Here is a 24763-nt window from a genome sequence, read left to right on the forward strand (position 1 = left end):
GCGTTCCAGCGGGCCGTGCATGCAGGCGTTGCTGCGTTGCTGAGACCTCGTGCACTCCCTACCGATTGTTCGGTTGACGGCACATTTTGGCTACAGGGAACCCCAGCCTGTGGACAAACGGTTCTGCACAACTTCCAATACCAGCAGGTCGTCCAGACAGGGGAGGCGCAGCGGCATGGCGGAAGAACAGTTGGCCGACGACAGCCCCGACTTGCACGCCACCGCCCCCGCGGCGCCCGCGCCGCCCGCGCCGCGCCCGCCGGCCCGCCGGCTCGACGCCGTCGACCGCGAGATCATCGGCATCCTGCGCGCCGACGGCCGCGCCTCCGTACGCTCCGTGGCCGAGCAGGTCCACGTCTCCCGCGCCAACGCCTACGCCCGCATCAACCGCCTCATCGACGACGGCGTGATACGCGGCTTCGCCGCCCGTATCGACCAGGAGCGCGCGGGGCAGGGGACGTCGGCGTACATCACGCTGAAGATCGTCCAGAACACCTGGCGCACGGCGCGCCGGCAGCTCGAACAGTTGCCGGGCGCGGCCCACATCGCGCTGGTGGGCGGGGACTTCGACGTGCTGCTGCTGGTGCACACGGAGGACAACCGGGCGCTGCGCGACCTGGTGCTGACCCGGATCCAGGCGATTCCGGAGGTGCTGTCGACGCGCACGCTGCTGGTCTTCGAGGAGACGGACGTGCAGAACGACCTGCTGAGCTGAGTACGAGCCGGAGGGCCCGGCGCGCCGGGTCCCGGTCCGCGTGGCCCCCACCTTCAGGTCCGCCTGGCCCCCACCGTCAGGTCCGCCTGGCCCCCGCCGTCAGGTCCGCAGGCCCGCGCCGTCAGGTCCGCAGGCCCGCGAAGGCCAGCGTCACCACGGCCGCCGCGACCTCGGCGTCGTCGTGGGCGTTGCCCGCGCGCGGGCGGTACCACTCCGCGATCGAGTTGATCATCCCGAAGAGCAGCCGCGTCGCCAGCCGGACGTCCACGTCCGCCCGCAGGTCGCCGTCCGCCACCGCCTCCTTGAGCAGCGCCGCCACCCGGGCGTCGAACTCGCGCCGCCGCTCCATGGCCCAGCGCTCCGTCTCGGTGTTGCCGCGCACGCGCAGCAGCAGCGTGACGTACGGCAGCTCCGCCATCAGCACCGCGGTCGTGCCCCGGGCGACCGCCTCCAGCCGGTCCACGGCCCGGCCGGTGCGCGCGGCGGGGTCGTCGAGGACGCCGAAGAGGCCGTCGAGGGCGCGACTGACCGCGCGGTGCAGCAGCTCCTCCTTGCCGCGCACGTGGTGGTATATCGAGGACTTGGAGATGCCCGCGGCGCGGGAGAGGTGCTCCATCGACGTGCCGTCGTACCCCCGCTCCAGGAAGACCTCGACGGCCACGGCGAGGAGCGTCTCGGGGGTGTACGTGTCCCGTTTCGCGCCGCTCTGCGCGCCTGTCCGCCTGCTCTCGGCCACTTATCCACAGCCTCTCTTGCCCCGACCGATCATTCGGTTACTCTAGCCGCGAAGCCCGATTTCCGCCCAGCTCGACGAGGAGTTGGTTCCGCATGCCCGCCCCCGCAGCCACCGCCGCACCCGCCGCTCTGCCGCTCGACGCGCTCGCCGAGAAGCACCGCCCGACCCTGGACCAGGCGCTGGACGCCATCCGCACCCGCGCCTTCTGGTCCCCGCACCCCGAGCACCCGAAGGCGTACGGCGAGAGCGCCCCCGCGGACGGGAAGGCGGCGTTCGAGGCGCTGCGCGGCACCCGTGTGGACCTCGGCCAGCCCGGCACGGACGGCTGGGCCGGGGACGAGTCCTCGCCGTACGGGGTGGAGCTGGGGATCACGTATCCGCACGCCGACCCCGATGTGCTGCTGCCCGCGATGCGGGCGGCGACGGGGGCGTGGCGGCAGGCGGGACCCGAGCTGCGCGCGCTGGTGTGCCTGGAGATCCTGGCCCGGATCAGCGCCCGCACCCACGAGTTCGCGCACGCCGTGATGCACACGTCGGGGCAGGCGTTCATGATGGCGTTCCAGGCCGGCGGGCCGCATGCGCAGGACCGCGGCCTGGAGGCCGTTGCGTACGCGTATGCGGAGCAGAGCCGCACGCCGCTGGTCGCCGAGTGGTCCAAGCCGCAGGGCAAGCGGGACCCGCTGGAGCTGCGCAAGACGTTCACGGCCGTGCCGCGCGGCGTCGCGCTGCTCATCGGCTGCAACACGTTCCCGACCTGGAACGGCTACCCGGGCCTGTTCGCCTCCCTGGCCACGGGGAACGCGGTGCTGGTCAAGCCGCACCCGCGGGCCGTGCTGCCGCTGGCGCTGACGGTGCAGGCCGCCCGCGAGGTGCTGGCGGAGGCCGGCTTCGACGCGAACCTGGTGTGCCTGACCGCCGAGCGGGACGGCGAGGGCGTCGCCAAGTCCCTGGCGCTGCGCCCGGAGATCCGGATCGTGGACTACACCGGCTCGTCCGCCTTCGGCGAGTGGCTGGAGGACAACGCCCGCCAGGCGCAGGTCTACACGGAGAAGGCCGGCGTCAACACGATCGTGGTCGACTCCACCGACGACTACCGCGGCATGCTCGCCAACCTCGCCTTCTCCCTCTCGCTCTACAGCGGCCAGATGTGCACCACCCCGCAGAACCTGCTGATCCCCCGGGACGGCATCGACACCGACCAGGGCCGCAAGTCGTACGACGAGGTGGTCGCCGGCCTCGCCGCCGCGGTCGACAAGCTCCTCGGCGACGACGAGCGGGCCGCCGCGCTGCTCGGCGCGCTCGTCAACCCGGGCGTGCGGGAGCGGCTGGAGGCGGCCCCGGGGCTCGGCGAGGTCGCCCTGGCCACGCGGGCGGTGGTCCACCCGGAGTTCACCGGCGCCACGGTACGGACGCCGGTGATCGTCAAGCTGGACGGCGCAAAGCCGGAGGCCGAGGCGGCGTACATGACGGAGTGCTTCGGCCCGGTGTCGTTCGCGGTCGCGGTCGACTCGACGGCCGACGCGGTGAAGCTGCTGCGGCGCACGATCCGCGACAGGGGCGCCATGACCGTCGGGGCGTACACGACCTCGACGGAGGTGGAGCGGCTCATCGAGGAGGCGTGCATGGAGGAGCCGGCGCAGCTGTCCTTCAACCTCACCGGCGGGGTGTACGTGAACCAGACCGCGGCCTTCTCCGACTTCCACGGCTCCGGCGGCAACCCGGCGGCGAACGCGGCGCTGACGGACGGGGCGTTCGTGGCGAACCGCTTCCGGATGGTGGAGGTGCGGCGCCCGGCGTAGCGCGCAGCGCCTCCCGCGAGGTGCGGCGGTGAATGAATCTGGCGGCTCCGCCCTCAGACCCCGTGATTCGGGCTACCGCGGACTGGACCAGTGGTAGAGCGCCATGGCCACGCTGGTGGCGAGGTTGTAGCTGGAGACCTGCGGGCGCATCGGCAGCGAGACGAGCCGGTCCGCGCGCGTGCGCAGGGCCGGGGAGATGCCGTGCCGCTCGGAGCCGAAGGCGAGGAGCGCGTCGTCCGGCAGCCGCAGGGTGCGCAGATCCTCGCCGGCGGGGTCGAGGGCGTAGAGCGGGCCGGGCGCGGCGTCGGGCAGGTCGTCGAGCGGGAGGCGGGCGACGGCGGTGGCGTAGTGCAGCCCGGCGGCGCCGCGGACCGCGCCCGGGTGCCAGGGGTCCGCGTCGCCGGTGGTCACGACGCCGGTGGCGCCCATGCCGGCGGCGAGGCGGACGACGGCGCCGACGTTGCCGAGGTTGCGGGGATGGTCGAGGACGACGACCGGCGCGGCGCGGGGCGCGCGCAGCGCGGCGAGCACCGCCGCCGCGTCGGGCCGGTCGGCCAGGGCGGCGACGCCGGTGGGGTGGCGCCGGGGCACCAGCTCGCGCAGCTCCCGGTCGGGTACCTCAGTGAGGAGGCCGTCGAGGCGTGCGGCGAGATCGGGGGCCAGCTCGTCGGCGAGGACGAGCGCGTCGGCGCGTGAGGCCGTGACGGCGATCCGTACGGCGGCGCCGAAGCGCAGGGCGTGCTTGAGGGCGTGGAAGCCGTCGAGCAGCACGACCCCGTCGTCCGCGGCGCCCGCGCGCCACCGCCGTAGGACGTCCCCGGTCATGCGCCGAGCCTACGCGGCCCGGGCCGGCACCCGGTCGGCGGTCCGCCCGGGTCCCAGCGCCGGTCCGGGGCGGGGCGACGGTCCTGGCGACCGCACCGGGCCCGGACGGCGGCCCGGCCGGGCGCACGCCCGACCCGTACCGCCTGCCTGCCCGCGCCTCAGGCCGGGTGGGCTTCCTCGCGCGTGTCCGGGGAGCCCGCCTGGGCCGGGATCGAGGGGTCCCCCGGGTCCCCCGTGTCCGCAGGGGCGGCCGGGCCGCCCGGGTCGGCCTCCGGGCCCTTCGACCGCGGGGGCGAGCCACCCGACACCCGGCCCAGGAGCAGGTTCTTCGCCCCCGTGACCCTGGCGCCCGCCCACACCAGGAAGACCGTCGGCAGGAACACCAGGTCCGCCGAGATCATCGCCGCCGAGAAGAACGGCAGCCCCATGATCACGGCGATCGACGCGTGGTCGATGATCATGATGGTCAGCAGCACGTTCTTCAACCGCCGGTTGAAGAGGGTGAACGGGAAGGCGACCTGCACGATGACCGTGCCGTAGCCCAGCAGCATGATCATGGTCCCGTTGTCCGCCATCATGTCCGCGAGGCCGGGCCAGGGGGTGAAGTAGTCCAGTTTCAGCGGGTAGTAGACGGCGGTGCCGTCCTGCCAGCGGGTGCCCTGGACCTTGTACCAGCCGGCGGTGGCGTAGATGAAGCAGACCTGGGCCATGATCACGAGCAGTCCGGCGTTGTGCGCGAGGTTCGCCAGCACGTCGCAGACCGTCCGCGGCTCGTCGGACGCGGCGCGCCGCGCCGCCCACCACACCGCGTTCGCGACCCACAGCCCCCAGAAGATCAGCGACCAGCCCCAGGTCAGGTGCCCCAGCGCGGTGACGACGAGCAGCGCCGCGCCGAGCACCGCCCACAGCACCACCCCGGCGAGGTCCCGCGGCGCCCCCGCGCCGGGCTCCCCGCCCCCGGACTCGCCGGCGCCCGCAGCCGCGCCCACAGCCGCGCCCGCGCCCCCGCGCGCCACCTGCCGCCGCGCCCGGCGGGCGTCCAGCGACCACACCTGGCCGCAGCGCGTGACCACCAGGTACGTGGCCATGAGGTGGATGACGTTGTCCCCGCCGTCACCCATGAAGATGCTGCGGTTCTGCAGCGACAGCACGCCGACCATGAACAGCACGGACGCCGTCCGCGTCCGCCACCCCACCAGCAGCATCACGCTGGCGGCCACGGCGAGCAGATAGACGATCTCGAACCAGAAGTCGCTGCGCGACCACATCAGCAGCGTGAACGCGTCGGTCTCGTCGGTCAGCCGCTTGCCGAGGTCGAAGCTCCAGGGCCCGTCCGGTCCGTACAGCTCGTGCCGGTGCGGCAGTTCGCGCAGCAGGAAGCACAGCCAGGTGAACGCGAAGCCGATGCGTACGACCGCCGTCTGGTACGGACCGAGTGTCCGCGTCGTGACGTGGCCGAGGCCCCGGGTGAGGGCGTCCTCGAAGCGCCGGCGCAGTTCGCGCGCCGACGGGACCTCCGGGGGCGTGGGCGGCCCGTCGGGCGCGGGCGGCGTGCCGGACGCGGGTGGTGCGGAGGGCCCGGGAGGTGTGGGGGGCTCGGGGGGCGTGGGGGGTGTGTGCGGTGCCGAGGTCACCGGTTTCCTCCGAGGGTGCGTCGGGCGTCAGCCCGGTGAGGAATCGGACTCCTGTGGAGCTGGGCAAGGAACGGGGTTTCGCCCCCGGGGTGACAGGCCGCTCCGTAACGGTGGTGAGGCGGCCCGCACAGATCAAGAGCTCTCAACTGTCAGTCCTCCCGGATAGATTGGCGAACGTGACGACGAAAGCGGAGACGGGCGAGGCTGCCGGGCACGCCCGGTACACCTACCGCCTGCGCCTTTCGTCGTCGGCCCGGCGCGCAGTCGAAGCCGAGTGGGACCGATGCCGGTGGCTGTGGAACGAATGCGTCGCGAAGTCCAAGACCGTGCACGCATACAACAGGGCCACCGGCGAGAGGACGACGTGTGGCCCGGCGCAGCTCGACAAGATGCTGACCGAGGCCCGCAAAACCACGGCGTGGCTGGGTGAGGGCTCCAGTGTCCCTCAGCAGCAGTTGATTCGGGACTTCGGCAAGTCGAGGGCGAAGGCACAGAAGGACATCAGGGAACAGCTGCCGATGCGGCAGCGGGCGGGGATGCCCCGGTGGAAGAAGAAACGCGAAGCCAGGCCGACTCTCAACTACACCCGGCGCGGATTCCGCCTCAAGGACGGCCGCCTGCACCTCGCCGGCGGAATCATCCTTCGGGTGGTGTGGTCGCGGAGGCTGCCCGGGCCCCCGTCCAGCGTGCGCGTGTACCAGGACGCCACCGGCGCCTGGTACTGCTCCTTCGTCGTTCCCGCCGCGACCGAGGCAATGCCCGAAACCGGGCGTGTGATCGGTGTCGACTGGGGCGTGAAGGAGACCGCGACCACCACGTCCGACGCGCATAGCCTTCCCCACCCGCAGCACGGAAAGAAGGCCGCCGCGAAGCTGAGCCGGTACGACCGGATGATGGCGCGCCGCAGACCAGCGAAGGGGCAGCCTGGATCGAAGGGGTACCGCGAGGCGAAGAAGCTGCGCGCGAAAGCATACAAGAAGGTCGCCCGGCAGCGTGAGGACACCGGCCGTAAATGGGCCAGGAAGGTCGTCCGGGACCACGACTGCCTGGCGGTCGAGGACTTCCGCCCCAAGTTCCTCGCGAAGTCGACCATGGCGAGGAAAGCCGCCGACGCCGCCATCGGCGCCACCAAGCGTGCCCTGATCGAGATGGGCCGCAAGTACGGCCGTTCCGTGCACCTGGTATATCCCGCGCACACCACGATGGACTGCGCGCACTGCATGACGAGAGCCAAGCATGCATTGCCGCTGGGTGAGCGCACCTATACCTGTATCGCGTGCGGAACCGTGAGTCCACGGGACAAGAACTCCGCGCACGTGATGCTCATCCGGGCGGGTCTGAGCCCGGCAGGTGCTGAGGGCGTGAGACCTCCCGGGCCGCTGGCCCGGGAGGCAGCCTGAGCCTGGAATCCCCACACACGCCGCGAGGATGCCCCGCAAGGGGCGCACGGCCGCAAGGCCAGGCGGGAACCTCCCGCCTGCAGGCGGGGGAGCAGTCAATGGGCGCTCTCCTCCCACACCTCGCGGTCGCTCTCCATCAGGTCCTCCGCCGTGACGATCCACCAGGGCAGCTCGCGGTAGACCGGGGCGGTGTCCCACCGCTCGTCGCTCCACGGCGGCGGCGGGATCCGGCGGCTCGCCTGGCGGAGCTGAATGCGCTCCACCCGGCCGTCGTTCAGCACGGGCCCCAGCCGCCGCATCACGATGCGCTTGACGTAGTCCTCGGCGAGGTCGGCGCGGTCGGAGATGGCGCGGTTGTCCTCGTCGTGGGTGTCGGTCCAGTAGTCCCAGCCGCGGCGCAGCTCGTTCTGCACCGTGTGGCTGGGTGCCGGGTTGCCCTCGATGTTCTCGTGGTCCATGGCGGTGAGGTCGACCCAGCCGGTCTCCTCGGTGCCGCCGTCGGGCATCTCCAGCCGGGCGCGCACCTCGACGTGGATGTTGGTCTGCAGCGGGTTGGGCGCGAACAGCCGCCAGTTCTGCTCGAATTCGGGGAAGACGACGCGGTCTATCGTCTCGTCGTGTTTCTTGCTGAGCGTGTTCGCCGGCGCGACGTGCAGGAAGCCGGCGCCCAGGTGCACGGTGACGACGCCGACCAGCACGGCGATGGCCAGGGCGACGATGACGCGCGAGAACGGCGACAGCCCGGCGATGCCGAGCGCCGGCCGCGACTCCGGCCTCGACGCCGCTTCCGGCTCTGCCTCCGGTCCCGCGGCATAGCCGCCGTCGGGTATGCCGGCGCGGCTCTCATCCGGCTGGCGCGATTCCATAACCCCCGGTGCTCCCGTCTCCTCCGGTCCTCAGAACCGGCACGCTACCCACCCCGACCGCCTCCGCGCAGCGTGCGGGGGCAGAAACCGACCTTGACAGGGTAGGGCCGGCCAAGGAGCATGGAACCGAACGATCGGTCGGTAGGGGGATACGGGAGCCGAGATGCCGGAGACGATCACCGAAAGAGGCGGCCGGTCCGGAGCCGAGGCGGGTTCCGGACCTCGTACGGGCCCGGGGAGCGCGGCGCCAGGCGTACCCGAGGCCGGGTCCGAGGCTGGCTTCGAGGCCGGGTTCGAGGCGAAGATCGCCGCGGACGAGCGCATCGAGCCGCGCGACTGGATGCCCGACGCCTACCGCGCGACGCTCGTACGCCAGATCGCCCAGCACGCCCACTCCGAGATCATCGGTATGCAGCCCGAGGCGAACTGGCTGACGCGCGCCCCCTCGCTCCGCCGCAAGGCGATCCTGCTCGCCAAGGTGCAGGACGAGGCCGGCCACGGCCTGTATCTCTACAGCGCCGCCGAGACCCTGGGCACCGGCCGGGACGAGTTGCTGGACAAGCTGCACGCCGGCCGCCAGAAGTACTCCTCGATCTTCAACTACCCCACGCTCACCTGGGCCGACGTCGGCGCCATCGGCTGGCTCGTGGACGGCGCCGCGATCATCAACCAGGTGCCGCTGTGCCGCTGCTCCTACGGCCCGTACGCGCGCGCGATGGTCCGTATCTGCAAGGAGGAGTCCTTCCACCAGCGCCAGGGGTACGAGCTGCTGCACACCCTCGCGCACGGCACCCCCGAGCAGCACGCGATGGCCCAGGACGCCGTCGACCGCTGGTGGTGGCCGTCGCTGATGATGTTCGGCCCGCCCGACGACGAGTCGGCGCACTCGGCGCAGTCCATGGCCTGGAAGATCAAGCGGCACTCGAACGACGAGCTGCGCCAGCGCTTCGTGGACATCTGCGTGCCGCAGGCCGAGATCCTGGGCCTGACGCTCCCGGACCCCGACCTGCGGTGGAACGAGGAGCGGGAGCAGCACGACTTCGGGGCCATCGACTGGGCGGAGTTCAAGGAGGTGCTGCGGGGGAACGGGCCGTGCAACGAGCAGCGGCTCGGCCGCCGGCGGCAGGCACACGAGGACGGCGCGTGGGTGCGCGAGGCCGCCGCGGCGTACGCCGCGAAGCGGGCGCTCGGGGCCGCGGGGCCCGGGGAGGCGGCGGCGTGAGCGCGGAAGCGGGGGACGCGGACGCGGGGCGGGGTACGGCTGCGGGCTCTGGCGGTGCGGAACCTGGCGCGGAGGCGGGCCTTGGCGTGGGCCCGGGTGCCGGTTCTAGCGCGGGTGCGGGCCCTGGCGCGGGCCCGGGTGACGGCTCCGCCGCGGGCGTGGATCCTGGCGCCGGCGTGGGCCCGAGTTCCGGCTCTGACGCGGACGCGGGCCCCGGCGCGGGCGGGGGCCCTCGCGGCGCGGGCCTTGGGACCGGCGCCGGTGCCGGCGCGGGTGCCGCGGCGGGGGACTGGCCGCTGTGGGAGGTGTTCGTACGTAGCCGGCGCGGCCTGTCGCACGTGCACGCCGGCTCGCTGCACGCCGCGGACGCCGCCATGGCCCTGCGCAACGCCCGCGATCTCTACACCCGCCGCCAGGAGGGCGTCTCGGTGTGGGTGGTGCCGTCCGCCGCGGTCACCGCCTCGTCACCCGACGAGAAGGACCCGTTCTTCGCACCCGCCGCCGACAAGCCGTACCGCCACCCCACGTTCTACGAGCTGCCGGAGGGGGTGCGGAACCTGTGAGCACCGCCCCGGATCCAACCACCGCCGGCCCGGCCGCCCCCATCTCCGCCCCCATCTCCGCGGCGGCCTCCGCCGCGGCGCTGGCCCTCGGCGACGACGCCCTCGTCCTCTCCCACCGGCTCGCGGAGTGGACGGGCCACGCGCCGGTCCTGGAGGAGGAGGTCGCCCTCGCGAACATCGCGCTCGACCTGCTCGGCCAGGCGCGCACGCTGCTGTCCCTCGTCGGCGACGAGGACGAGCTGGCGTTCCGCCGCGAGGAACGCGCCTTCCGCAACCTGCAGTTGGTCGAGCAGCCGAACGGCGACTTCGCCCACACGATCGCCCGCCAGCTGTACTTCTCCGTCTACCAGGAGCTGCTGTACGGGCAGTTGGCGGCCGACGGCGACACTTCGCCGTCGGCGCCGCCGACGCCACTCGCGGCGCTCGCGGCGAAGGCGGTCAAGGAGGTCGCGTACCACCGCGACCACGCCGAGCAGTGGACGCTGCGCCTCGGCGACGGCACCGCGAACTCGCACGCGCGGATGCAGGCCGGCCTCGACGCGCTCTGGCGGTACACGGGCGAGCTGTTCCGGCCCGTCGAGGGCCTCGCGGTGGACTGGGCCGGGCTGGACGCGGCGTGGCTGGAGGCCGTGGGCGACGTGCTGGACCGCGCCACGCTCGCGCTGCCCGAGGGCCCGCGCGGCACCGGCTGGTCGGCCGGCGCCGGGCGCGAGGGCGTGCACACGGAGCCGTTCGGGCCGATGCTCGCGGAGATGCAGCATCTGCACCGCAGCCACCCGGGGGCGACATGGTGACGGACGCGGAGACCCCGGCGGGCGCCGCACCCGCGGGCAGCGCGCTGGAGGAGCGGCTGCGGGAGCTGGCCGGCAGCGTGCCGGACCCGGAGCTGCCCGTGCTGACGCTGGCGGAGCTGGGTGTGGTGCGCGGGGTGCGCAGGACCGGCGCGGCGGCGGTGGAGGTCGAGCTGACGCCGACGTACACGGGATGCCCCGCCGTGGAGTCCATGGCCGAGGACATCGAGCGGGTGCTGCGCGAGCGCGGCGGGGTGGCGGAGGTGCGCGTGCGGCGCGTGCTGGCGCCGGCGTGGACGACGGACGACATCACGGCGGAGGGCCGCCGCAAGCTGGCGGAGGCGGGCATAGCCCCACCCCGCACGAGCCGGCCGTCCGGCCCGGTGCCGGTGACGCTGGGCCCCCGCCGGGGCGCCGCGTCGGCGGCCGACGTGCCCGCAGGGCCGGCCACCGCCCCCGACCCCGCCACGCCCGCCGCAGGCGTCACGTGTCCCCGCTGCGGGGCTGCCGACACCGAGTTGCTGTCCCCGTTCTCCTCCACCGCCTGCACGGCCCTCCGCCGCTGCACCGCCTGCCTGGAGCCCTTCGACCACTTCAAGGAGCTGAGGTGACCTCCGCCGCCGCACCCCGGGGGCACGCCGTCTTCCACGACCTCAAGGTCGCCGACGTCCGCCGCCTCACCGACGACGCCGTCGCCGTCACCTTCGCCGTGCCGCCCGAGCTGCGCACCGCCTACGGCTTCCGCGCCGGCCAACACCTCGCCCTGCGCATCCCCACCGGCACCGACGGCGGCGCCAGCGACCGCCGTACCTACTCGATCTGCTCCCCCGAGGACCCCGCGCCCGCCGAGCTGACCGTCGGCGTCCGCGAGGTCGCCGGCGGGGCCTGCTCGCCGTACGTCAACCAGCGGCTCGCGCCGGGGGAGACCCTGCCCGTGCTCACCCCCGCCGGCCGCTTCGGGCTGCGCGGCGCCGCCGTCCCCGGCGGGCGCTACGGTGCGGTGGTCGGCGGCAGTGGCGTCACGCCCGTGCTCTCCCTCGCCGCGACGCTGCTCGGGCGCGACCCCGCGGCCCGCTTCAGCCTCGTCCGCAGCGACCGGTCCGCCGACTCCGCGATGTTCCTGGAGGAGGTCGCCGACCTCAAGGACCGCTATCCCGACCGGCTGCAGGTCGTGCAGTCCTTCAGCCGCGAGGAGCAGCAGGCCGGGCTGCCCGCCGGGCGGCTGGACGCGGAGCGGCTGGCGGGGCTGCTGCCCGCGCTGCTGCCGGTGGCCGAGATCGCGGGCTGGTTCCTGTGCGGGCCGCTCGGGCTCATCCAGCAGGCGGAGCGCGGGCTGCGCGCCCTGGGCGTACCCCGCCGCCGGATCCACGAGGAGGTATTCCACGTCGACGACGCCCCGGCGCCCCCGCCCCCGGCCGCCGGCGCCGTCGTGCCCGAGCACAGCACGCTGACCGCCACCCTCGCCGGCCGCTCCGGCAGCTGGCCGCTGCGGCCGGGCGAGAAGCTGCTCGACGCGGTGCTACGGGCCCGGCCGGACGCCCCGTACGCCTGCAAGGGCGGCGTCTGCGGTACGTGCCGGGCGTTCCTGGTCCGCGGCGAGGTCCGGATGGACCGCAGCTACGCGCTGGAGCCGGACGAGCTGGCCGCCGGCTACGTGCTGGCCTGCCAGTCGCACCCGGTGACGGAGCAGGTGGAGCTGGACTTCGACAGGTGACCCGGCGCGGGGACACCCGTGCCGCGTCAGAGCACGTGCCCCGGGGCGCCCTTGTCGTCCACGACGGGCCGCCCGGCGGCGGCCCACGCCTCCATGCCCCCGGCGACGTTGACGGCGTCCAGCCCCTGCTGCGCCAGATACATCGCCACCTGAGCCGAGCGCCCGCCGGAGCGGCAGATCACGTTGATCCGGCCGTCCTGCGGCGCCGCCTCGGTCACCTCGCCGTAGCGGGCGGCGAACTGGCTCATCGGGATGTGCAGGGCGCCCTCGGCGTGGCCTGCCTGCCACTCGTCGTCCTCGCGGACGTCCAGCAGGAAGTCGGCCTCCGCCAGCTCGCCGATGCCGACCGTGGGTACGTGACCAAAGCTCATGCCCCGACGCTACCCGACCCCGGCCCGCCGCTCCCGGGTGCTCCCCGGCTCAGCCGATCCCCGCCTCGGCCGATCCCCGGCTCAGGCACGGGCCGACGCAGCCGCGGGCCGCCTCCACCGCTGGCCGCCTCAGCCGCGGGCCAGCTCCGCCAGCTTCGCTTCCTTCTCCGCGACCCGCGCCAGCAGCTCCTCGGCGATCTCCTCCAGCAGCCGGTCCGGGTCATCGGGCGCCAGCTTCAGCATCTGGCCGATCGCGCCGTCCTCCAGCTGCTTCGCCACCGACACCAGCAGTTCCTTCCGCTGCGCCAGCCACTCCAGCCGCGCGTACAGCTCCTCGGTGCGGCTGCGCCGGGGCTCCTCGGGCGCGGGCCCGGCCTGCCACTCCGCCTTCAGCTCGGTCAGCGCGGCCACGTCCCCCGAGGCGTACGCGGTGTTCACGCGGGCGATGAACGCGCTGCGGCGGTCCGACTCGTGCTCGTCCTGCGCGAGGTCGGGGTGGGCCATGCGGGCCAGCTCGCGGTAGAGCCGGCGGGCCTCCTCGCTGGGTCGTACCCGCGGCGGCGGCGACACCGGCCGGCCGGTGAGCATGTCGGCCGCCTCCGGCGACAGCCCGTCGGAGTCGAGCCAGCCGCCGAACAGCTCCTCGACGCCGGGCATCGGCATCACCAGCGCCCGCGCCTCGTCGGCCCGGCGCTTGTCCTCCGGGTCGCCGGTCCGCTCGGCGTGGGCCTCCGCGATGAGGGCGTCCAGCTCGTCGAGGCGGCTGTACATGGGGCCGAGGCGCTGGTGGTGCAGCCGGGAGAAGTTGTCGACCTCGATACGGAACGTCTCGACGGCCACCTCGAACTCGATGAGGGCCTGCTCCGCAGCCCGCACGGCGCGCTCCAGCCGCTCGGCGCCACCGTCCTCGGCGCCACCGTCGTCGGCGCCACCGTCGTCGGCGCCACCGTCGTCGTGGGGGGTCTGCTCGGCGGATTCCGCGGGTTCGGTCACCCCGCCACCCTACGGGGTGGCCCCCGGTGCCGGGACAGGACGGGGACCCGCCGGCCCGAAGGCCCGCGGGTCCCCGTCTCCAGAGCCGTTACCGGCTCAGAACTCAGACGTTGACGCCGAAGTCCTGCGCGATGCCGCGCAGCCCCGAGGCGTACCCCTGGCCCACGGCGCGGAACTTCCACTCGGCCCCGTTGCGGTACAGCTCGCCGAAGACCATGGCGGTCTCGGTCGAGGCGTCCTCGCTGAGGTCGTAGCGGGCGATCTCGTTGTTGTCAGCCTGGTTGACGACGCGAATGAAGGCGTTGCGCACCTGGCCGAAGCTCTGCTGGCGGCTCTCCGCCTCGTAGATCGACACCGGGAAGGAGATCTTGTCGATCTCGGCGGGCACGCCCGCCAGGTTCACCTTCACCTGCTCGTCGTCGCCCTCACCTTCGCCGGTGAGGTTGTCGCCGGTGTGCTCGACGGAGCCGTCGGGGCTCTTGAGGTTGTTGAAAAAGATGAAGTGCTGGTCCGAGGAGACCTTCCCGTCGGCGCCGAGCAGCAGTGCGCTCGCGTCGAGATCGAAGTCCGCACCGGTAGTGGAGCGCACGTCCCAGCCGAGGCCGACGACGACGGCCGTGAGTCCCGGCGCCTCCTTCGTCAGCGAGACGTTTCCACCCTTAGCGAGGCTGACACCCATGACTTACCCTGCCCCAATCCGGCGCGGGCCGCGCCGCTTGACGAACATTGCCGGGCCCGGCTGACCGCGGTACCCACCGGGTGCAACGAGCACCCGAGGACCTCGGTTCCCGCCAGCGTACGGCGACGAATCGGACCTCGTGCCCACGGGTCTACCACCTTCGCCGATCAGCTCGGAACCCCCCGGGCGGGCCGTTACCCCGACCGGGCGTTTCACGTGAAACATCCGGCCCCGCCCGGCGGGCGCGGCCGGTACCGCCACGGGCTGGTCACAGCACCTCCCTGATACCTCCCTGACCAGCGCTTTCCAAGTCTACGCCCCGTCGCCGACGACCGTGGCGAGAAGCGACTCGACCGCGGCCAGCTGCGCGGCGCTCCGGCCGGCGGCGGCGACGAACCCGTCCGGGCGCAGCAGCAGCCAGCCCGCCCTGCGGTGGGTGAGGTGGTCGTGGGTGAGGACGTCCGGGTGCCCGGCCGCCAGGGACTCGGCGGCCGGCCGCAGGGGAGAGGCGCCGGCGGGCCCCAGGGTGAGCAGGCGGAAGCCGTCCTGCCCGGGGCTCGCCGCCGGGACCCAGGCGGGCGTACGGCTGCCGGGGGCCGGCAGCCCGCGGGGCGACTTGGGCGCGGGGGCGCCGAAGAACACGTCGGGGTAGCGGGTCAGCCTGCCCGCCAGCATGGGCGCGTACCAGCGGCGCAGGGTGCCGGTGGCCTGCATCAGGGCCCAGACGCCGTTTCGTACGCGGGAGGCGAAGGGCCCGGCGGCGGCCTGCCGGATCATGCGGCCGGTCGTCTGGACGACCTGCTCGGCGACGGCCCGCCGCTCGGTGGTGTAGCTGTCGAGCACCGCCGGGGACAGGGTGCCGTGGATCACGCCGGCCAGCTTCCAGGCCAGGTTGCGGCCGTCCTGGATGCCGAGGTTGAGGCCCTGCCCGCCGACGACGGAGTGGACGTGGGCGGCGTCGCCGGCGAGGAACGCGCGGCCGGAGCGGAGCGTCTTCGCGATGCGCTCCTGGCTGGTGAAGGAGTCGATGGAGGTGGCGGAGACGTAGCGCAGGCCGGCGGGGGCGCGTTCGTCGAGCAGCTGCTGCACCGCCTCCCGCGTCATCGGCATGTCGGGCGCGACCGGGCCGGAGATACGGACCAGTCCGCCCGGCAGCGGGGACAGCAGCACGGCGCCCTTGTGGCCGAGGAAGTACTGCACCGCGTCCCGGCTGAAGTCGCCGGTCACCTCCCCCTCGGCGAGCACGAACGTCATCGGCACGCTGCCGCCCTCGAACGGGACGCCGAGCTGCCGGCGCACCGTGCTGCCGACGCCGTCGGCGCCGATCAGCCAGGGGGCCGTGAGGGTCTCCGTCGCGCCGTCGGGGCCCTCGGTGCGGAGGGTGACCGTGTCGTCGGCGGTGCTGACGTCGCTGACGCGGACCCCGTACTCGACCCGGCCGCCGAGCTTCTCCAGCACGCCCAGCAGGAGTTGGGTGGTCTCCTGCTGCGGCAGCACCAGCGGTTCGTTCGCCTCGCCCAGCGCGACGCGCAGCGTCTTGCCGTCGGGCATGTGGTACGCGAGGGCGGCGGGCCGTACGCCGCGCGCCAGCGCGTCGTCGAGCATGCCGAGGCCGTCCAGTACGTCGAGCGTCGGCGGCCACAGCAGGACCGCGCGGGAGCCGGTGTGCGGCTCGGTGTCGGCCTCCAGCAGCCGGGTCGGGACGCCGAGCCGCAGCAGCTCGCAGGCGATCACCAGGCCGCACGGGCCGGCGCCGACCACGACGACGGGGTCGGATTTCGTAGGGCGGTCCCGGCTCTGGTCCCGGTCGTTACTCATCTTTCGCTCTCCAGACGTTGCTCAGCCATGCGCTCACGGCGGCGGCGGTCGTCGCGGCGTGGTCCTCGATCAGAGTGAAGTGATCGCCCGGTACGACGACCTCGGTGTGCGGCAGCGGCCACGGCACGGGCCGGGCCGGGATCGGCCGCTCCGCGGCGGCCAGCAGGGTGGGGACGTCGCTGGGCTCCGGGTGCAGGGTGTGCAGCAGTTCCAGGTACCGGCCCATCGCCGTGAGCCGGGTGTCGTCGATGAGGTCCATCCGCGCGGCGACGCCGTCGAGCAGCTCCGGATGGTCCGCCGGGCGGTACGCGGTCAGCGGCCGGCTGTCGAGCAGCACCACGGCCGCGGCGCCCAGCCGCTCCGCCAGCACGTGCCCGAGGAGCCCGCCGGAGGAGTAGCCGACCAGGGCGAACGGCTCGCCGTCCGCCGCCCGCACGGCGGCGGCGGCCAGGGCGTCGAGCAGCGCCGGCAGGCTCGCGGGCAGCGGTTCGTCCGCGCGGAAGCCGGGCAGGGGCAGCGCCGTCACCCGGTGGCCGTCGCCGCGCAGCGCGGCGGCGAGCCGCGCGAACTGGTGGGGGCCGGACGCCGCCAGCGCGCTGGGCAGCGCGACCAGCAGCGGACCGGCGCCCTCGGCGGTGAGGGCGACGGGCGCGGGGAGCGCGCCCGGGTCGTCCGGGCCGGTGAACGCCGTACGGAACGAGGCCGCCCGGCCCAGCAGGTCGACGAACTCCCGGGACCGCCCCTGCGCCAGCGCGTGGCGGAACATCGCGGGCAGGAAGCCGCCGCCGCCCGTGTCGTACGAACCGGGCGTCCCGGGTGCGGCAACGGGGGACAGCTCTGCGTACAACTGCTCCGTGAGCGCGGCCAGGTCGGGGTTCCGCGTGAGCACGGCCGCGGCGAGGCGGGCGCCGGTGGCGCTGTTGAGCCGGTTGCGGAGTTCGACCGTGGTGAGCGAGTCGAAGCCCAGCTCCAGCAGCCCCCGGTCGGGCAGCGCCTCAGGGTCGCCGTGGCCGAGCACGGCCGCCACCTCGGTCCTGACCAGGTCGGCCAGCAGCCCGCGCAGCTCCGCGCCGGTGGCGTCCGCCAGCCGCTGCCGCGACGCCGGCCGCTGCCGCGACGCCGGCCGGGCGGTGTCCCCGGCCGGCCCTCCGGGACGTACGAGCGGGTCGGAGACCGGCTCGGAGGGTAGCTCGGCGAGCAGGGCGGCGGGGCGGGCCGCGCCGTAGGCGGGGGCGAACCGCTCCCAGTCGACGTCCGCCACCACCGCACCCGGCTCGTCCTCGTCGACGGCCCACCGCACGCCGTGGAGCATCTCCGCGGGGCCGAGCAGGCCGAGACCGGCGCGGGCGAACCGCTGCTGCCCCTGCCCGCCGGCCCCGCTCCACGGACCCCACGCGACGGACGTCACCGGCAGTCCGATGGCCGTCCGCAGCCCCTCGGCCAGCGCCTCGGTGTGCGCGCAGACGGCCGCGTACGCCCCCTGGCCGACGCCCCCGAAGGTCGCGGCGACGGAGGAGAAGCACACCACCGCCTCCAGCGCCCGACCCTCCAGCTCCACCAGCAGCGCGCCGGCCTCCCCCGACGCCGCGAGGCTCTCCGCCAGCCGGGCGGGCGTGAGTTGGTCGAACGGCACGTCCCCGGGCGCGGCTCCGGTGTGCACGACGGCGGTGAGCGGCCGGTCCGGCGGGACGTGCGCCAGCATCTCGTCGAGGCTCGGGCAGGCATCGAGTGCCGTGGCCGGGATCCCGTCGGCCGTCAGCTCCGCGGCCTCCGCGTCCGTACGCCGCCGGGTGCCGCCGGCGAGCAGCACGTGCTCCGCGCCCCCGGCCGCGAGCAGGCGCGCGGCGGCGGCGCGCGGGCCGTCGTCCGCGCCGGCCACCAGCACGGTGCCGTGGGGCTGCCAGGAGCGGGCCGCGCGGCCCGCGGGGCGGGGCCGGGTGGGGCGGGCGCGGACGAGGCGACGTACGAAGGCCCCTTCGGGACGTACCGCCAGCTCGTCCTCGTAGCGCTCGCCGCCTCCGGCGAGGGCGAGCACGAGCGCGTCGGCCAGCCCGGACCACGGGTTGCCGGACGGCACGTCCTCGCTCGGCAGCCGCTCCCGCGGCGGGCCCTCCTGCGGCAGATCCCCGCCCGGCGCGTCCGCCCCCGGCACGTCTTCCCGGGACGCGTCCGCCCTCGCCACGTCCTCCTTCGGCAGGTCCACGAGTCCGCCCCACAGCCCCGGGTGCTCGTGGCCGACGGCCCGGCACAGCCCCCAGACCGCGGCCTGGTCCGGCTGCGGGATCTCGTCCTCCGTGTCCACGGCGACGGCGCCCCGGGTCACCACCCACAGCGGTGCGTCGAGCGCGGCGTCGGCCGCGCCCTGCGCCAGGGCCAGGGTGGCGGTCATGCCGTGGGTGAGGAAGTCGTCGCCGGGCCGCCCCGACGCGTCGAGGGCCAGCAGCGACAGCACGCCCGCCGCGCCCTCCGGGGCGGCTTCGCGCAGCCGCTCGGCCAGCGGCTTGCGCTCGGCCGTGGCGGTGTCGACCGCCAGCAGGCGGCAGCGCGCGCCGCGTTGCGTCAACGCCCGTACGACGGCGTCGGCCGCGGCGGCGTCGGCGGTGGCGGTCCCGGCCGCGGCGGCGGTTTCGGTGCCGGCCCCGGCGTCGGCGGCGGCCCCGGCGTCGGTAGCGGCCCCGGCTGCGGCCCCGGCGGCGGCGGTCCCGGCGGCGGCTGCGGCCTTTGGCTGGGCGTGGACGCCGGCCGGGACGACGACCAGCCAGTCGCCGCCCATGCGCGCCGCGTCCTCCGGCCGCGCCGCCGCGCGCCACACCGCCCGGTAGCGCAGCCGGTCCTGCGCGGCGCTCTCCTGCCCCCGGGCCCGCCACTCGGCGAGCGCCGGCAGTACGGCGTCCAGCGCGGCGCGCTCCGCGCCCACGGCCTTCGCCAGGGTCGCGGAGTCCCGCTCCTGCACGTAGTCCCAGAACCAGTCGTCAAGACCCGTGTCCCCCGTGCCCTTCGCCGCCGGGGCGAGCCAGAACCGTTCGCGCCGGAAGGGGTAGGTGGGCAGCTCGCGGCGGCGGGCGCCGGTGCCGGCGAACAGCCGCGGCCACGCGACCGGCAGCCCGGCCGCGTACGCCTCCCCCAGCGCGGTGACGAAGCGGCCGGCGCCGCCGTCGTCCCGTCGCAGCGAGCCGAGCACCGCCGCGTCCGGTCCCGCGCCCTCCGCGTCGAGGACGTCCTGCACCGCCGCCGTGAGCACCGGATGGGCGCCCACCTCGATGAACGCCCGGTGTCCCGCCCCCGCCAGGCCGGCGACCGCCGCCCCGAAGCGGACCGTGCTCCGCGCGTTGCGGTACCAGTAGCCGGCGTCGAGTCCGGCGGTGTCGAGGGGCTCCCCGGTGACCGTCGAGACGAACCGCACCCGTCCGCGCCGCGGCCGGATGTCCCGCCAGCCCGCGAGGAGTTCGGCGCGGAGCGGCTCGATCTGCGGCGAGTGCGCGGCGAAGTCCACCCTGACCCGGCGGGCGTCGACCTCCTCCGCGCCGAGGGCGGCCAGCAGCTCGTCCAGCGCCGCGGTCTCCCCGGAGACCACGACACCCGCCGGGCCGTTGACGGCCGCGACCGTCAGCCGGCCCGCCCAGGGCGCGAGCCGGGCGGCGGCGACCTCCTCGGGCAGCGGTACGACGGCCATGCCGCCCTGCCCCGCGAGGCCGTGCAGCACGGCGCCGCGGTGGGCGATGACGGCGGCGCCCTCGGCGAGGGAGAGCCCGCCCGCCACGACGGCCGCCGCGATCTCGCCCTGCGAGTGGCCCACGACGGCCGCGGGGCGTACGCCGCACGCCTGCCACAGCTCGGCGAGCGCCACGGCGACGGCCCACTGCGCCGGCTGGACGACGTCGGCGCGCTCCAGCGCGGGGCCCTCGGCGTGCCGGAGGACGTCGCGGAGCGACCAGTCGACGTGCGGTGCGAGCGCCACTTCGCAGGCGGCGATGTGCGCGGCGAACACCGGGGAGGCGTCGAGGAGTTCGCTGCCCATCCCGGCCCAGTGGGACCCGCCGCCGCCGAAGAGGAACACCGGCCCCGGGCCGGCGGCGCCGCCGCCCTCCGGCCGTGCCTCCCCCCGTACGACGCCCGCCGCCGACCGCCCGTCGGCCAGGGCCCGCAGGCCCTGCGCGAAGCCGTCCACGTCGGCGGCGGTCACCACCGCCCGGTACGGGAACGACCGCCGGCCCGCGGCGAGCGTGAACCCGGTGTCCAGCGCCGGCGTTTCAGCCGGTGTTCCGGCGGGCGTTTCGGTGGGTGTTTCAGCCGGTGTCTCAGCGGTGAGGTGGGCGTGCAGGCGGGCGGCCTGGGCGCGTAGATCGTCTTCGGTACGGGCCGACAGCGGCCACGGCACCGCGGGACCGGCGCCGGCGCCGGCGCCGATCACCAGCGGGGCCTTGCCGCCGCCCGAAGCGCCGTCATCCGACGCCGCCGACGCCGCCGGTGCCTCCTCCACGATCAGGTGGGCATTGGTGCCGCTGACCCCGAACGCCGACACCCCCGCCCGCCGCGGCCGGTCCGCCGCCGGCCAGTCCGTACGCTCGGTCAGCAGCCGTACGCCCCCCGCCGCCCAGTCGACGTGCGGCGTCGGCTCGTCCACGTGGAGGGTGGCGGGCAGCTGCCCGTGCCGTAGCGACTGAACCATCTTGATGATCCCGGCGACCCCGGCCGCCGCCGCCGTGTGGCCGACGTTCGACTTCAACGAGCCGAGCCACAGCGGCCGTTCCGCCGCCCGCCCCCCGCCGTACGTGGCGAGCAGCGCCTGCGCCTCGATCGGGTCGCCCAGCCGGGTGCCGGTGCCGTGGGCCTCCACGGCGTCCACGTCCTCGGGCGCCAGACCGGCGGCGGCGAGGGCGGCGCGGATGACGCGCTGCTGCGACGGCCCGTTGGGGGCGGACAGGCCGTTGCTCGCACCGTCCTGGTTCACGGCCGAGCCGCGGATCACCGCCAGCACCGGGTGGCCGTTCCGGCGCGCGTCGGACAGCCGCTCCAGCAGCAGTATCCCCACGCCCTCGCCCCACGCGGTGCCGTCCGCCGCCGCCGCGAAGGACTTGCAGCGGCCGTCCGGGGCCAGCCCCCGCTGCCGGCTGAACTCCACGAACCCGGCGGGCGTGGCCAGCACCGTCACCCCGCCCGCGAGCGCCAGCTCGCACTCCCCCGCACGCAGCGACCCCACGGCGACGTGCGTGCTCACCAGCGACGACGAGCAGGCGGTGTCCACCGTCAGCGCCGGGCCCTCCAGGCCCAGGGTGTACGACAGCCGCCCGGACAGCACGCTGGCGGCGTTGCCCGTCATCACGTAGCCCTCGACGCGGTCGGCGGTGGCCGTCGTGAGCATCCCGTAGTCCTGGCCGCTGGTCCCGACGAAGACGCCGGTCCGGCTGCCCGCGAGGGCGGAGACGTCGATGCCCGCCCGCTCCACGGCCTCCCACGCCGTCTCCAGCGCCAGCCGCTGCTGCGGGTCCATGGCGAGGGCCTCGCGCGGCGAGATGCCGAAGAACTCGGCGTCGAAGTCGCCCGCGTCGTACAGGAAGCCGCCGTGCCGGACGTAGCTGGTGCCCGGGTGGTCCGGGTCGGGGTGGTACAGCCCGTCCAGGTCCCAGCCCCGGTCCGCGGGGAAGCCGCCGATCGCGTCCCGGCCCGCGGCCAGCAGCTCCCACAGCTCCTGCGGCGTCGTGACGCCGCCGGGGAAGCGGCAGGCCATGCCGACGACGGCGATGGGCTCGCGCTCGCGCAGGTCGGCCCGGTGCAGCCGGCGCAGCGCCTCGTGCAGGTCGACGGTCACGCGCTCCAGGTAGTCCCGGAGCCGCTTCTCGTGGCCCGTATTCGCCATGGGGGTCCTCATTGGTGGCCGCGGCCGGGCCCGAAGGCGCCCAGCCGCTCGTCGATGAACGCGAACAACTCGTCGTCGGTGAACCCGGCCACGGCCTTCGCGACCTCGGGGCGCGAGCCGTACGCGGGGTCGTGGCCCGTGGGCTCGTACGCGGCCCCGTACGCGGTCTCGTACGCGGCCTCCGGCGCCTCGGCGGTGGCCGAGCCCAGCAGCTCGCCGGTCAGGAACTCCGCGACGGCGGCCGGCGTCGGATGGTCGAAGACGAGGGTCGACGGCAGCGACAGCCCTGCCTCCTCGCCGAGCCGGTTGCGCAGCGACACGGCGGCCAGCGAGTCGAACCCCAGGTCCTGGAAGGGCCGGTACGGGTCCACCGCCGCCGCCCCGGGGTGGCCGAGCACCTCGGCGGCGGCCGTACGTACCAGGGTCAGCAGCTCCGCCGCGCGTTCGTCCGGGTCCAGCCCGGCCAGGCGCGCGGCGAGCGGGGAGGTGCCGGTGTCGCCGGCCGCGTCCGCGCCCTCGGCGTCGTCGTTTCCGTGTCCCAGGGCCCCGGCCGCCTCGGGCAGGGCGGAAAGGAGGGGGCTGGGGCGTACGGAGGCGAACACCGGCGCGAGGCGCGCCCAGTCGACGTCCGCGACGGCGACGAAGGTCTCGTCGTGGTCGAGCGCCTGCTGCAGCGCGGCGAGCGCCGGCCCGGTCGGCAGCCCGCCCAGCCCGCGCCGCACCAGCTGCGCCTGCCGGTCCGTGTCGACGGCGCCGTCCGGCACGCCGACCGACACGTCCGCCCACGGCCCCCAGGCGATCGAGGTGGCCGCCAGCCCGGCCGCGCGCCGGGCGTGCGCGAGCGCGTCCAGATACGCCACCCCCGCGGCGTGCGCGCCCTGCCCCGCGCTGCCCCACACGCCGGCGACGGAGGAGAAGAGGACGAACGCGTCCGGGTCCAGGCCCAGTTCGACGGTCAGCTCGTGGAGCAGGCCGGCGCCTCCGGCGCGTACGGACAGGACGTCGGCGAGGTCGTCGGGGGTCAGGTCGGCCAGCGGGGACCAGGTGTCGGCCTCGGCGGTGTGGATGACGGTGGTGAGCGGCCGGTCGGGCGGCACGGAGGCCAGAAGGGCGCGTACGGCGTCGCGGTCGCGGAGGTCGGTGCCGGCGACGGTGACGGCACCGGCGCCCAACGCGGTCAGCTCGGCGATCAGTTCGGCGGCCGGTTCATCCGCCGCTGCGCCCGGGGCGCGGGTGAGCAGCAGGTGTTCGGCTCCGGCGCGGGCGAGATGGCGGGCGACGAGCAGCCCCATACCGGTCGTGCCGCCGGTGACGAGGGAGGTGTGGCGGAAGTGGTACGTGGTGGGGGGTGGGCCGGCGTGCGGTGCGCGGGTGAGGCGGGGAACGTACGCGGCGTCGTCGCGGATGGCGAGCTGGGTCTCGTGGGTGTGGTGAGACGTGGCGAGGTGCTGGACGAGACGGACGTAGTGGTCGGGGCGGGGCGCGCGGGGCAGGTCGACGAGTCCGGCGAAGCGCTCGGGGTGTTCGAGCGCGGCCACCCGGCCGAGGCCCCAGGTCCTGGCCTGGCCGGGGTCGGGGGGCGGGTCGTGGAGAGCGGCGTGGACGGCGTGGGTGGTGAGGACCCAGTGCGGAACGGCGGCGAGTTGGGGGCGGTGGAGGTGACGGAGGGTGGCGGCCGGGTCGGGGTCGAGGTGGAGGACGCCGGCGAGGCCGGGGTGGTCGGGGTCGACGGTGGTGGACGCGCCGGCACCGTCGAGGGCCGCGACCAGGTCGGCGGGTGGGGGCGCGTCGGGGGGAGTGAGGAGCAGCCAGGTGCCGGTGAGGGTGGGAGAGGCAGAGGTGGTGGCCGGGGGGTGGTGAGGCTGCCAGGTGAGGGTGTAGCGCCAGGAGTTGAGTGCGGCGAGCGTCGTCGTGGTCTCGGGCGGGGCGAGCCAGTGGTGTTGGTGCTGGAAGGGGTAGGTGGGGAGGTCGATGAGGCGGGCGCCGGGGAGGAGGGCGGTCCAGTCGGGGGTGGCGGCGTGGTGGGTGTGGAGGGTGGCCAGGGCGGTGAGGAGGGAGTGGCGCTGGTCGCGGGTACGGCGCTGCAGGGGAACCGTCAGGAAGTCGCCGTCGGTCAGGCATTCCGTGGCGAGGGCGGTCAGCGCGGCGTCGGGCCCGGTTTCGACGTACGTGGTCACACCGGCGGCGCGGAGTGCGTCGACGGCGTCGGCGAACCGGACGGGCTCACGGACCTGACGTACCCAGTACTCCGGATCGAGCAGCCGGTCTACGTCACCGGCCAGCGGTATTCGCGGCGGGTGGAAGGTGAGGGTGCGGACGACCTCGCGGAACGGGGCCAGCATCCCGTCCATGTGCGGGGAGTGGAAAGCGTGGCTGACGTGCAGCTCACGCGAACGGAACCCCTTGGCCACCGCACGGGCCGCATCCGCATCACCGGAAACGACCGTGGAGGAGGGGCTGTTGACGGCCGCGATCGTCACACCCTCGGTGAGACGAGGAACGACCTCCGCCTCAGAGGCTTGCAGGGAGATCATGACCCCGCTGTCCGGCATCTCCTGCATCAACCGGGCCCGGGTGGCCACCAGCAACGCCGCATCCGCCAGGTCGAGAACGCCCGCGCAGTGAGCCGCGGCTATCTCCCCCACCGAATGACCCGCCAGAAAGTCCGGTACAACGCCCCACCCCTCCAACAGCCGGAAGAGAGCGACCTCCAACGCAAAGAGCGCGGGCTGCGCATAACGCGTCTGGCCCAGCACCTCGGCCTCACCGGCGAACATCAC

The 24763-nt window shown here is 74.8% G+C and carries 18 protein-coding genes; 8 read left to right on the top strand and 10 right to left on the bottom strand.

Annotated elements, in window-relative coordinates; translation table 11 throughout:
- Nucleotides 1-175 precede the first annotated feature (175 nt).
- Nucleotides 176-715 carry an Lrp/AsnC family transcriptional regulator gene (locus T328_RS34140; RefSeq protein ID WP_496500144.1) on the top strand — a complete coding sequence of 180 codons (540 nt, stop codon included), beginning with the start codon at nucleotides 176-178 and terminating at the stop codon, nucleotides 713-715.
- Nucleotides 716-836: 121 nt separating this feature from the next.
- Here T328_RS34140 and T328_RS34145 read toward each other — a convergent pair whose 3' ends face one another.
- On the bottom strand, nucleotides 837-1451 hold the full coding sequence (locus tag T328_RS34145; RefSeq protein ID WP_496500145.1) for a TetR/AcrR family transcriptional regulator: 615 nt from the start codon (nucleotides 1449-1451) through the stop codon (nucleotides 837-839).
- 92 nt (nucleotides 1452-1543) lie between these two features.
- On the opposite strand from T328_RS34145, the gene paaN reads away from it, so the two are divergent.
- On the top strand, nucleotides 1544-3250 hold the full coding sequence (gene paaN / locus T328_RS34150) for a phenylacetic acid degradation protein PaaN (RefSeq protein ID WP_496500146.1): 1707 nt from the start codon (nucleotides 1544-1546) through the stop codon (nucleotides 3248-3250).
- Between the two features lie 72 nt (nucleotides 3251-3322).
- Here the strand turns inward: paaN and T328_RS34155 are convergent, their stop codons facing one another.
- A complete protein-coding gene (locus tag T328_RS34155; protein ID WP_496500147.1) occupies nucleotides 3323-4075 on the bottom strand; it encodes a TrmH family RNA methyltransferase in 753 nt (250 codons plus the stop codon).
- Between the two features lie 158 nt (nucleotides 4076-4233).
- Entirely contained in the window at nucleotides 4234-5709 is a 1476-nt protein-coding gene (locus T328_RS34160) for an HTTM domain-containing protein (protein ID WP_496500148.1), read from the bottom strand.
- Nucleotides 5710-5885: 176 nt separating this feature from the next.
- Here T328_RS34160 and T328_RS34165 point away from each other — a divergent pair, with 176 nt between their 5' ends.
- The gene (locus T328_RS34165) at nucleotides 5886-7109 is read left to right on the top strand and encodes an RNA-guided endonuclease InsQ/TnpB family protein (protein ID WP_496500149.1); all 1224 of its coding nucleotides are present in this window, start codon (nucleotides 5886-5888) and stop codon (nucleotides 7107-7109) included.
- A gap of 95 nt (nucleotides 7110-7204) precedes the next feature.
- Here the strand turns inward: T328_RS34165 and T328_RS34170 are convergent, their stop codons facing one another.
- Nucleotides 7205-7975, bottom strand: coding sequence for a DUF5819 family protein (locus tag T328_RS34170; protein WP_496500150.1), 771 nt, complete (start codon nucleotides 7973-7975; stop codon nucleotides 7205-7207).
- Nucleotides 7976-8138: 163 nt separating this feature from the next.
- Here T328_RS34170 and paaA point away from each other — a divergent pair, with 163 nt between their 5' ends.
- From paaA to T328_RS34195, 5 genes are all read left to right on the top strand, one after another.
- Nucleotides 8139-9197 carry a 1,2-phenylacetyl-CoA epoxidase subunit PaaA gene (gene paaA, locus T328_RS34175; protein WP_496500151.1) on the top strand — a complete coding sequence of 353 codons (1059 nt, stop codon included), beginning with the start codon at nucleotides 8139-8141 and terminating at the stop codon, nucleotides 9195-9197.
- A 305-nt stretch (nucleotides 9198-9502) separates the two neighbouring features.
- Nucleotides 9503-9760 carry a 1,2-phenylacetyl-CoA epoxidase subunit PaaB gene (paaB, locus tag T328_RS34180; RefSeq protein WP_496500152.1) on the top strand — a complete coding sequence of 86 codons (258 nt, stop codon included), beginning with the start codon at nucleotides 9503-9505 and terminating at the stop codon, nucleotides 9758-9760.
- Nucleotides 9757-10554, top strand: coding sequence for a 1,2-phenylacetyl-CoA epoxidase subunit PaaC (gene paaC, locus T328_RS34185; protein WP_496500153.1), 798 nt, complete (start codon nucleotides 9757-9759; stop codon nucleotides 10552-10554). The genes paaB and paaC overlap by 4 nt, the downstream gene beginning before the upstream one ends.
- Complete coding sequence (gene paaD / locus T328_RS34190; protein WP_496500154.1) at nucleotides 10548-11162, top strand: 1,2-phenylacetyl-CoA epoxidase subunit PaaD; 615 nt, start codon at nucleotides 10548-10550, stop codon at nucleotides 11160-11162. The genes paaC and paaD overlap by 7 nt, the downstream gene beginning before the upstream one ends.
- Nucleotides 11159-12265 (top strand): 2Fe-2S iron-sulfur cluster-binding protein, encoded by a 1107-nt coding sequence (locus T328_RS34195; RefSeq protein ID WP_496500155.1) that lies wholly within the window; start codon nucleotides 11159-11161, stop codon nucleotides 12263-12265. The genes paaD and T328_RS34195 overlap by 4 nt, the downstream gene beginning before the upstream one ends.
- A gap of 26 nt (nucleotides 12266-12291) precedes the next feature.
- Here the strand turns inward: T328_RS34195 and T328_RS34200 are convergent, their stop codons facing one another.
- The 6 genes from T328_RS34200 to T328_RS34225 all read right to left on the bottom strand — a co-directional run.
- Nucleotides 12292-12636: a rhodanese-like domain-containing protein gene (locus T328_RS34200; protein WP_496500156.1), complete on the bottom strand. Its 345-nt coding sequence runs from the start codon at nucleotides 12634-12636 to the stop codon at nucleotides 12292-12294.
- A 129-nt stretch (nucleotides 12637-12765) separates the two neighbouring features.
- The gene (locus tag T328_RS34205) at nucleotides 12766-13629 is read right to left on the bottom strand and encodes a J domain-containing protein (protein ID WP_496500157.1); all 864 of its coding nucleotides are present in this window, start codon (nucleotides 13627-13629) and stop codon (nucleotides 12766-12768) included.
- Nucleotides 13630-13732: 103 nt separating this feature from the next.
- A complete protein-coding gene (locus T328_RS34210) occupies nucleotides 13733-14308 on the bottom strand; it encodes a TerD family protein (protein ID WP_496500158.1) in 576 nt (191 codons plus the stop codon).
- A 312-nt stretch (nucleotides 14309-14620) separates the two neighbouring features.
- The gene (locus tag T328_RS34215; protein WP_496500159.1) at nucleotides 14621-16126 is read right to left on the bottom strand and encodes an FAD-dependent monooxygenase; all 1506 of its coding nucleotides are present in this window, start codon (nucleotides 16124-16126) and stop codon (nucleotides 14621-14623) included.
- The gene (locus tag T328_RS34220) at nucleotides 16119-21983 is read right to left on the bottom strand and encodes an alpha/beta fold hydrolase (RefSeq protein WP_496500160.1); all 5865 of its coding nucleotides are present in this window, start codon (nucleotides 21981-21983) and stop codon (nucleotides 16119-16121) included. The genes T328_RS34215 and T328_RS34220 overlap by 8 nt, the downstream gene beginning before the upstream one ends.
- Before the next feature lie 8 nt (nucleotides 21984-21991).
- Nucleotides 21992-24763: type I polyketide synthase (locus tag T328_RS34225; RefSeq protein WP_496500161.1), on the bottom strand; the 2772-nt coding region annotated here is incomplete at its 5' end.

Source organism: Streptomyces sp. CNX435 (assembly GCF_059570575.1).

Bases quoted from the DNA above. Each gene is read 5' to 3' on its own strand.
- T328_RS34210 (WP_496500158.1), bottom strand. From the start codon at position 14,308: ATGGGTGTCAGCCTCGCTAAGGGTGGAAACGTCTCGCTGACGAAGGAG.
- T328_RS34200 (WP_496500156.1), bottom strand. From the start codon at position 12,636: ATGAGCTTTGGTCACGTACCCACGGTCGGCATCGGCGAGCTGGCGGAG.
- paaA (WP_496500151.1), top strand. From the start codon at position 8,139: ATGCCGGAGACGATCACCGAAAGAGGCGGCCGGTCCGGAGCCGAGGCG.
- paaN (WP_496500146.1), top strand. From the start codon at position 1,544: ATGCCCGCCCCCGCAGCCACCGCCGCACCCGCCGCTCTGCCGCTCGAC.
- T328_RS34140 (WP_496500144.1), top strand. From the start codon at position 176: ATGGCGGAAGAACAGTTGGCCGACGACAGCCCCGACTTGCACGCCACC.
- T328_RS34155 (WP_496500147.1), bottom strand. From the start codon at position 4,075: ATGACCGGGGACGTCCTACGGCGGTGGCGCGCGGGCGCCGCGGACGAC.
- paaD (WP_496500154.1), top strand. From the start codon at position 10,548: ATGGTGACGGACGCGGAGACCCCGGCGGGCGCCGCACCCGCGGGCAGC.
- T328_RS34170 (WP_496500150.1), bottom strand. From the start codon at position 7,975: ATGGAATCGCGCCAGCCGGATGAGAGCCGCGCCGGCATACCCGACGGC.
- T328_RS34215 (WP_496500159.1), bottom strand. From the start codon at position 16,126: ATGAGTAACGACCGGGACCAGAGCCGGGACCGCCCTACGAAATCCGAC.
- T328_RS34220 (WP_496500160.1), bottom strand. From the start codon at position 21,983: ATGGCGAATACGGGCCACGAGAAGCGGCTCCGGGACTACCTGGAGCGC.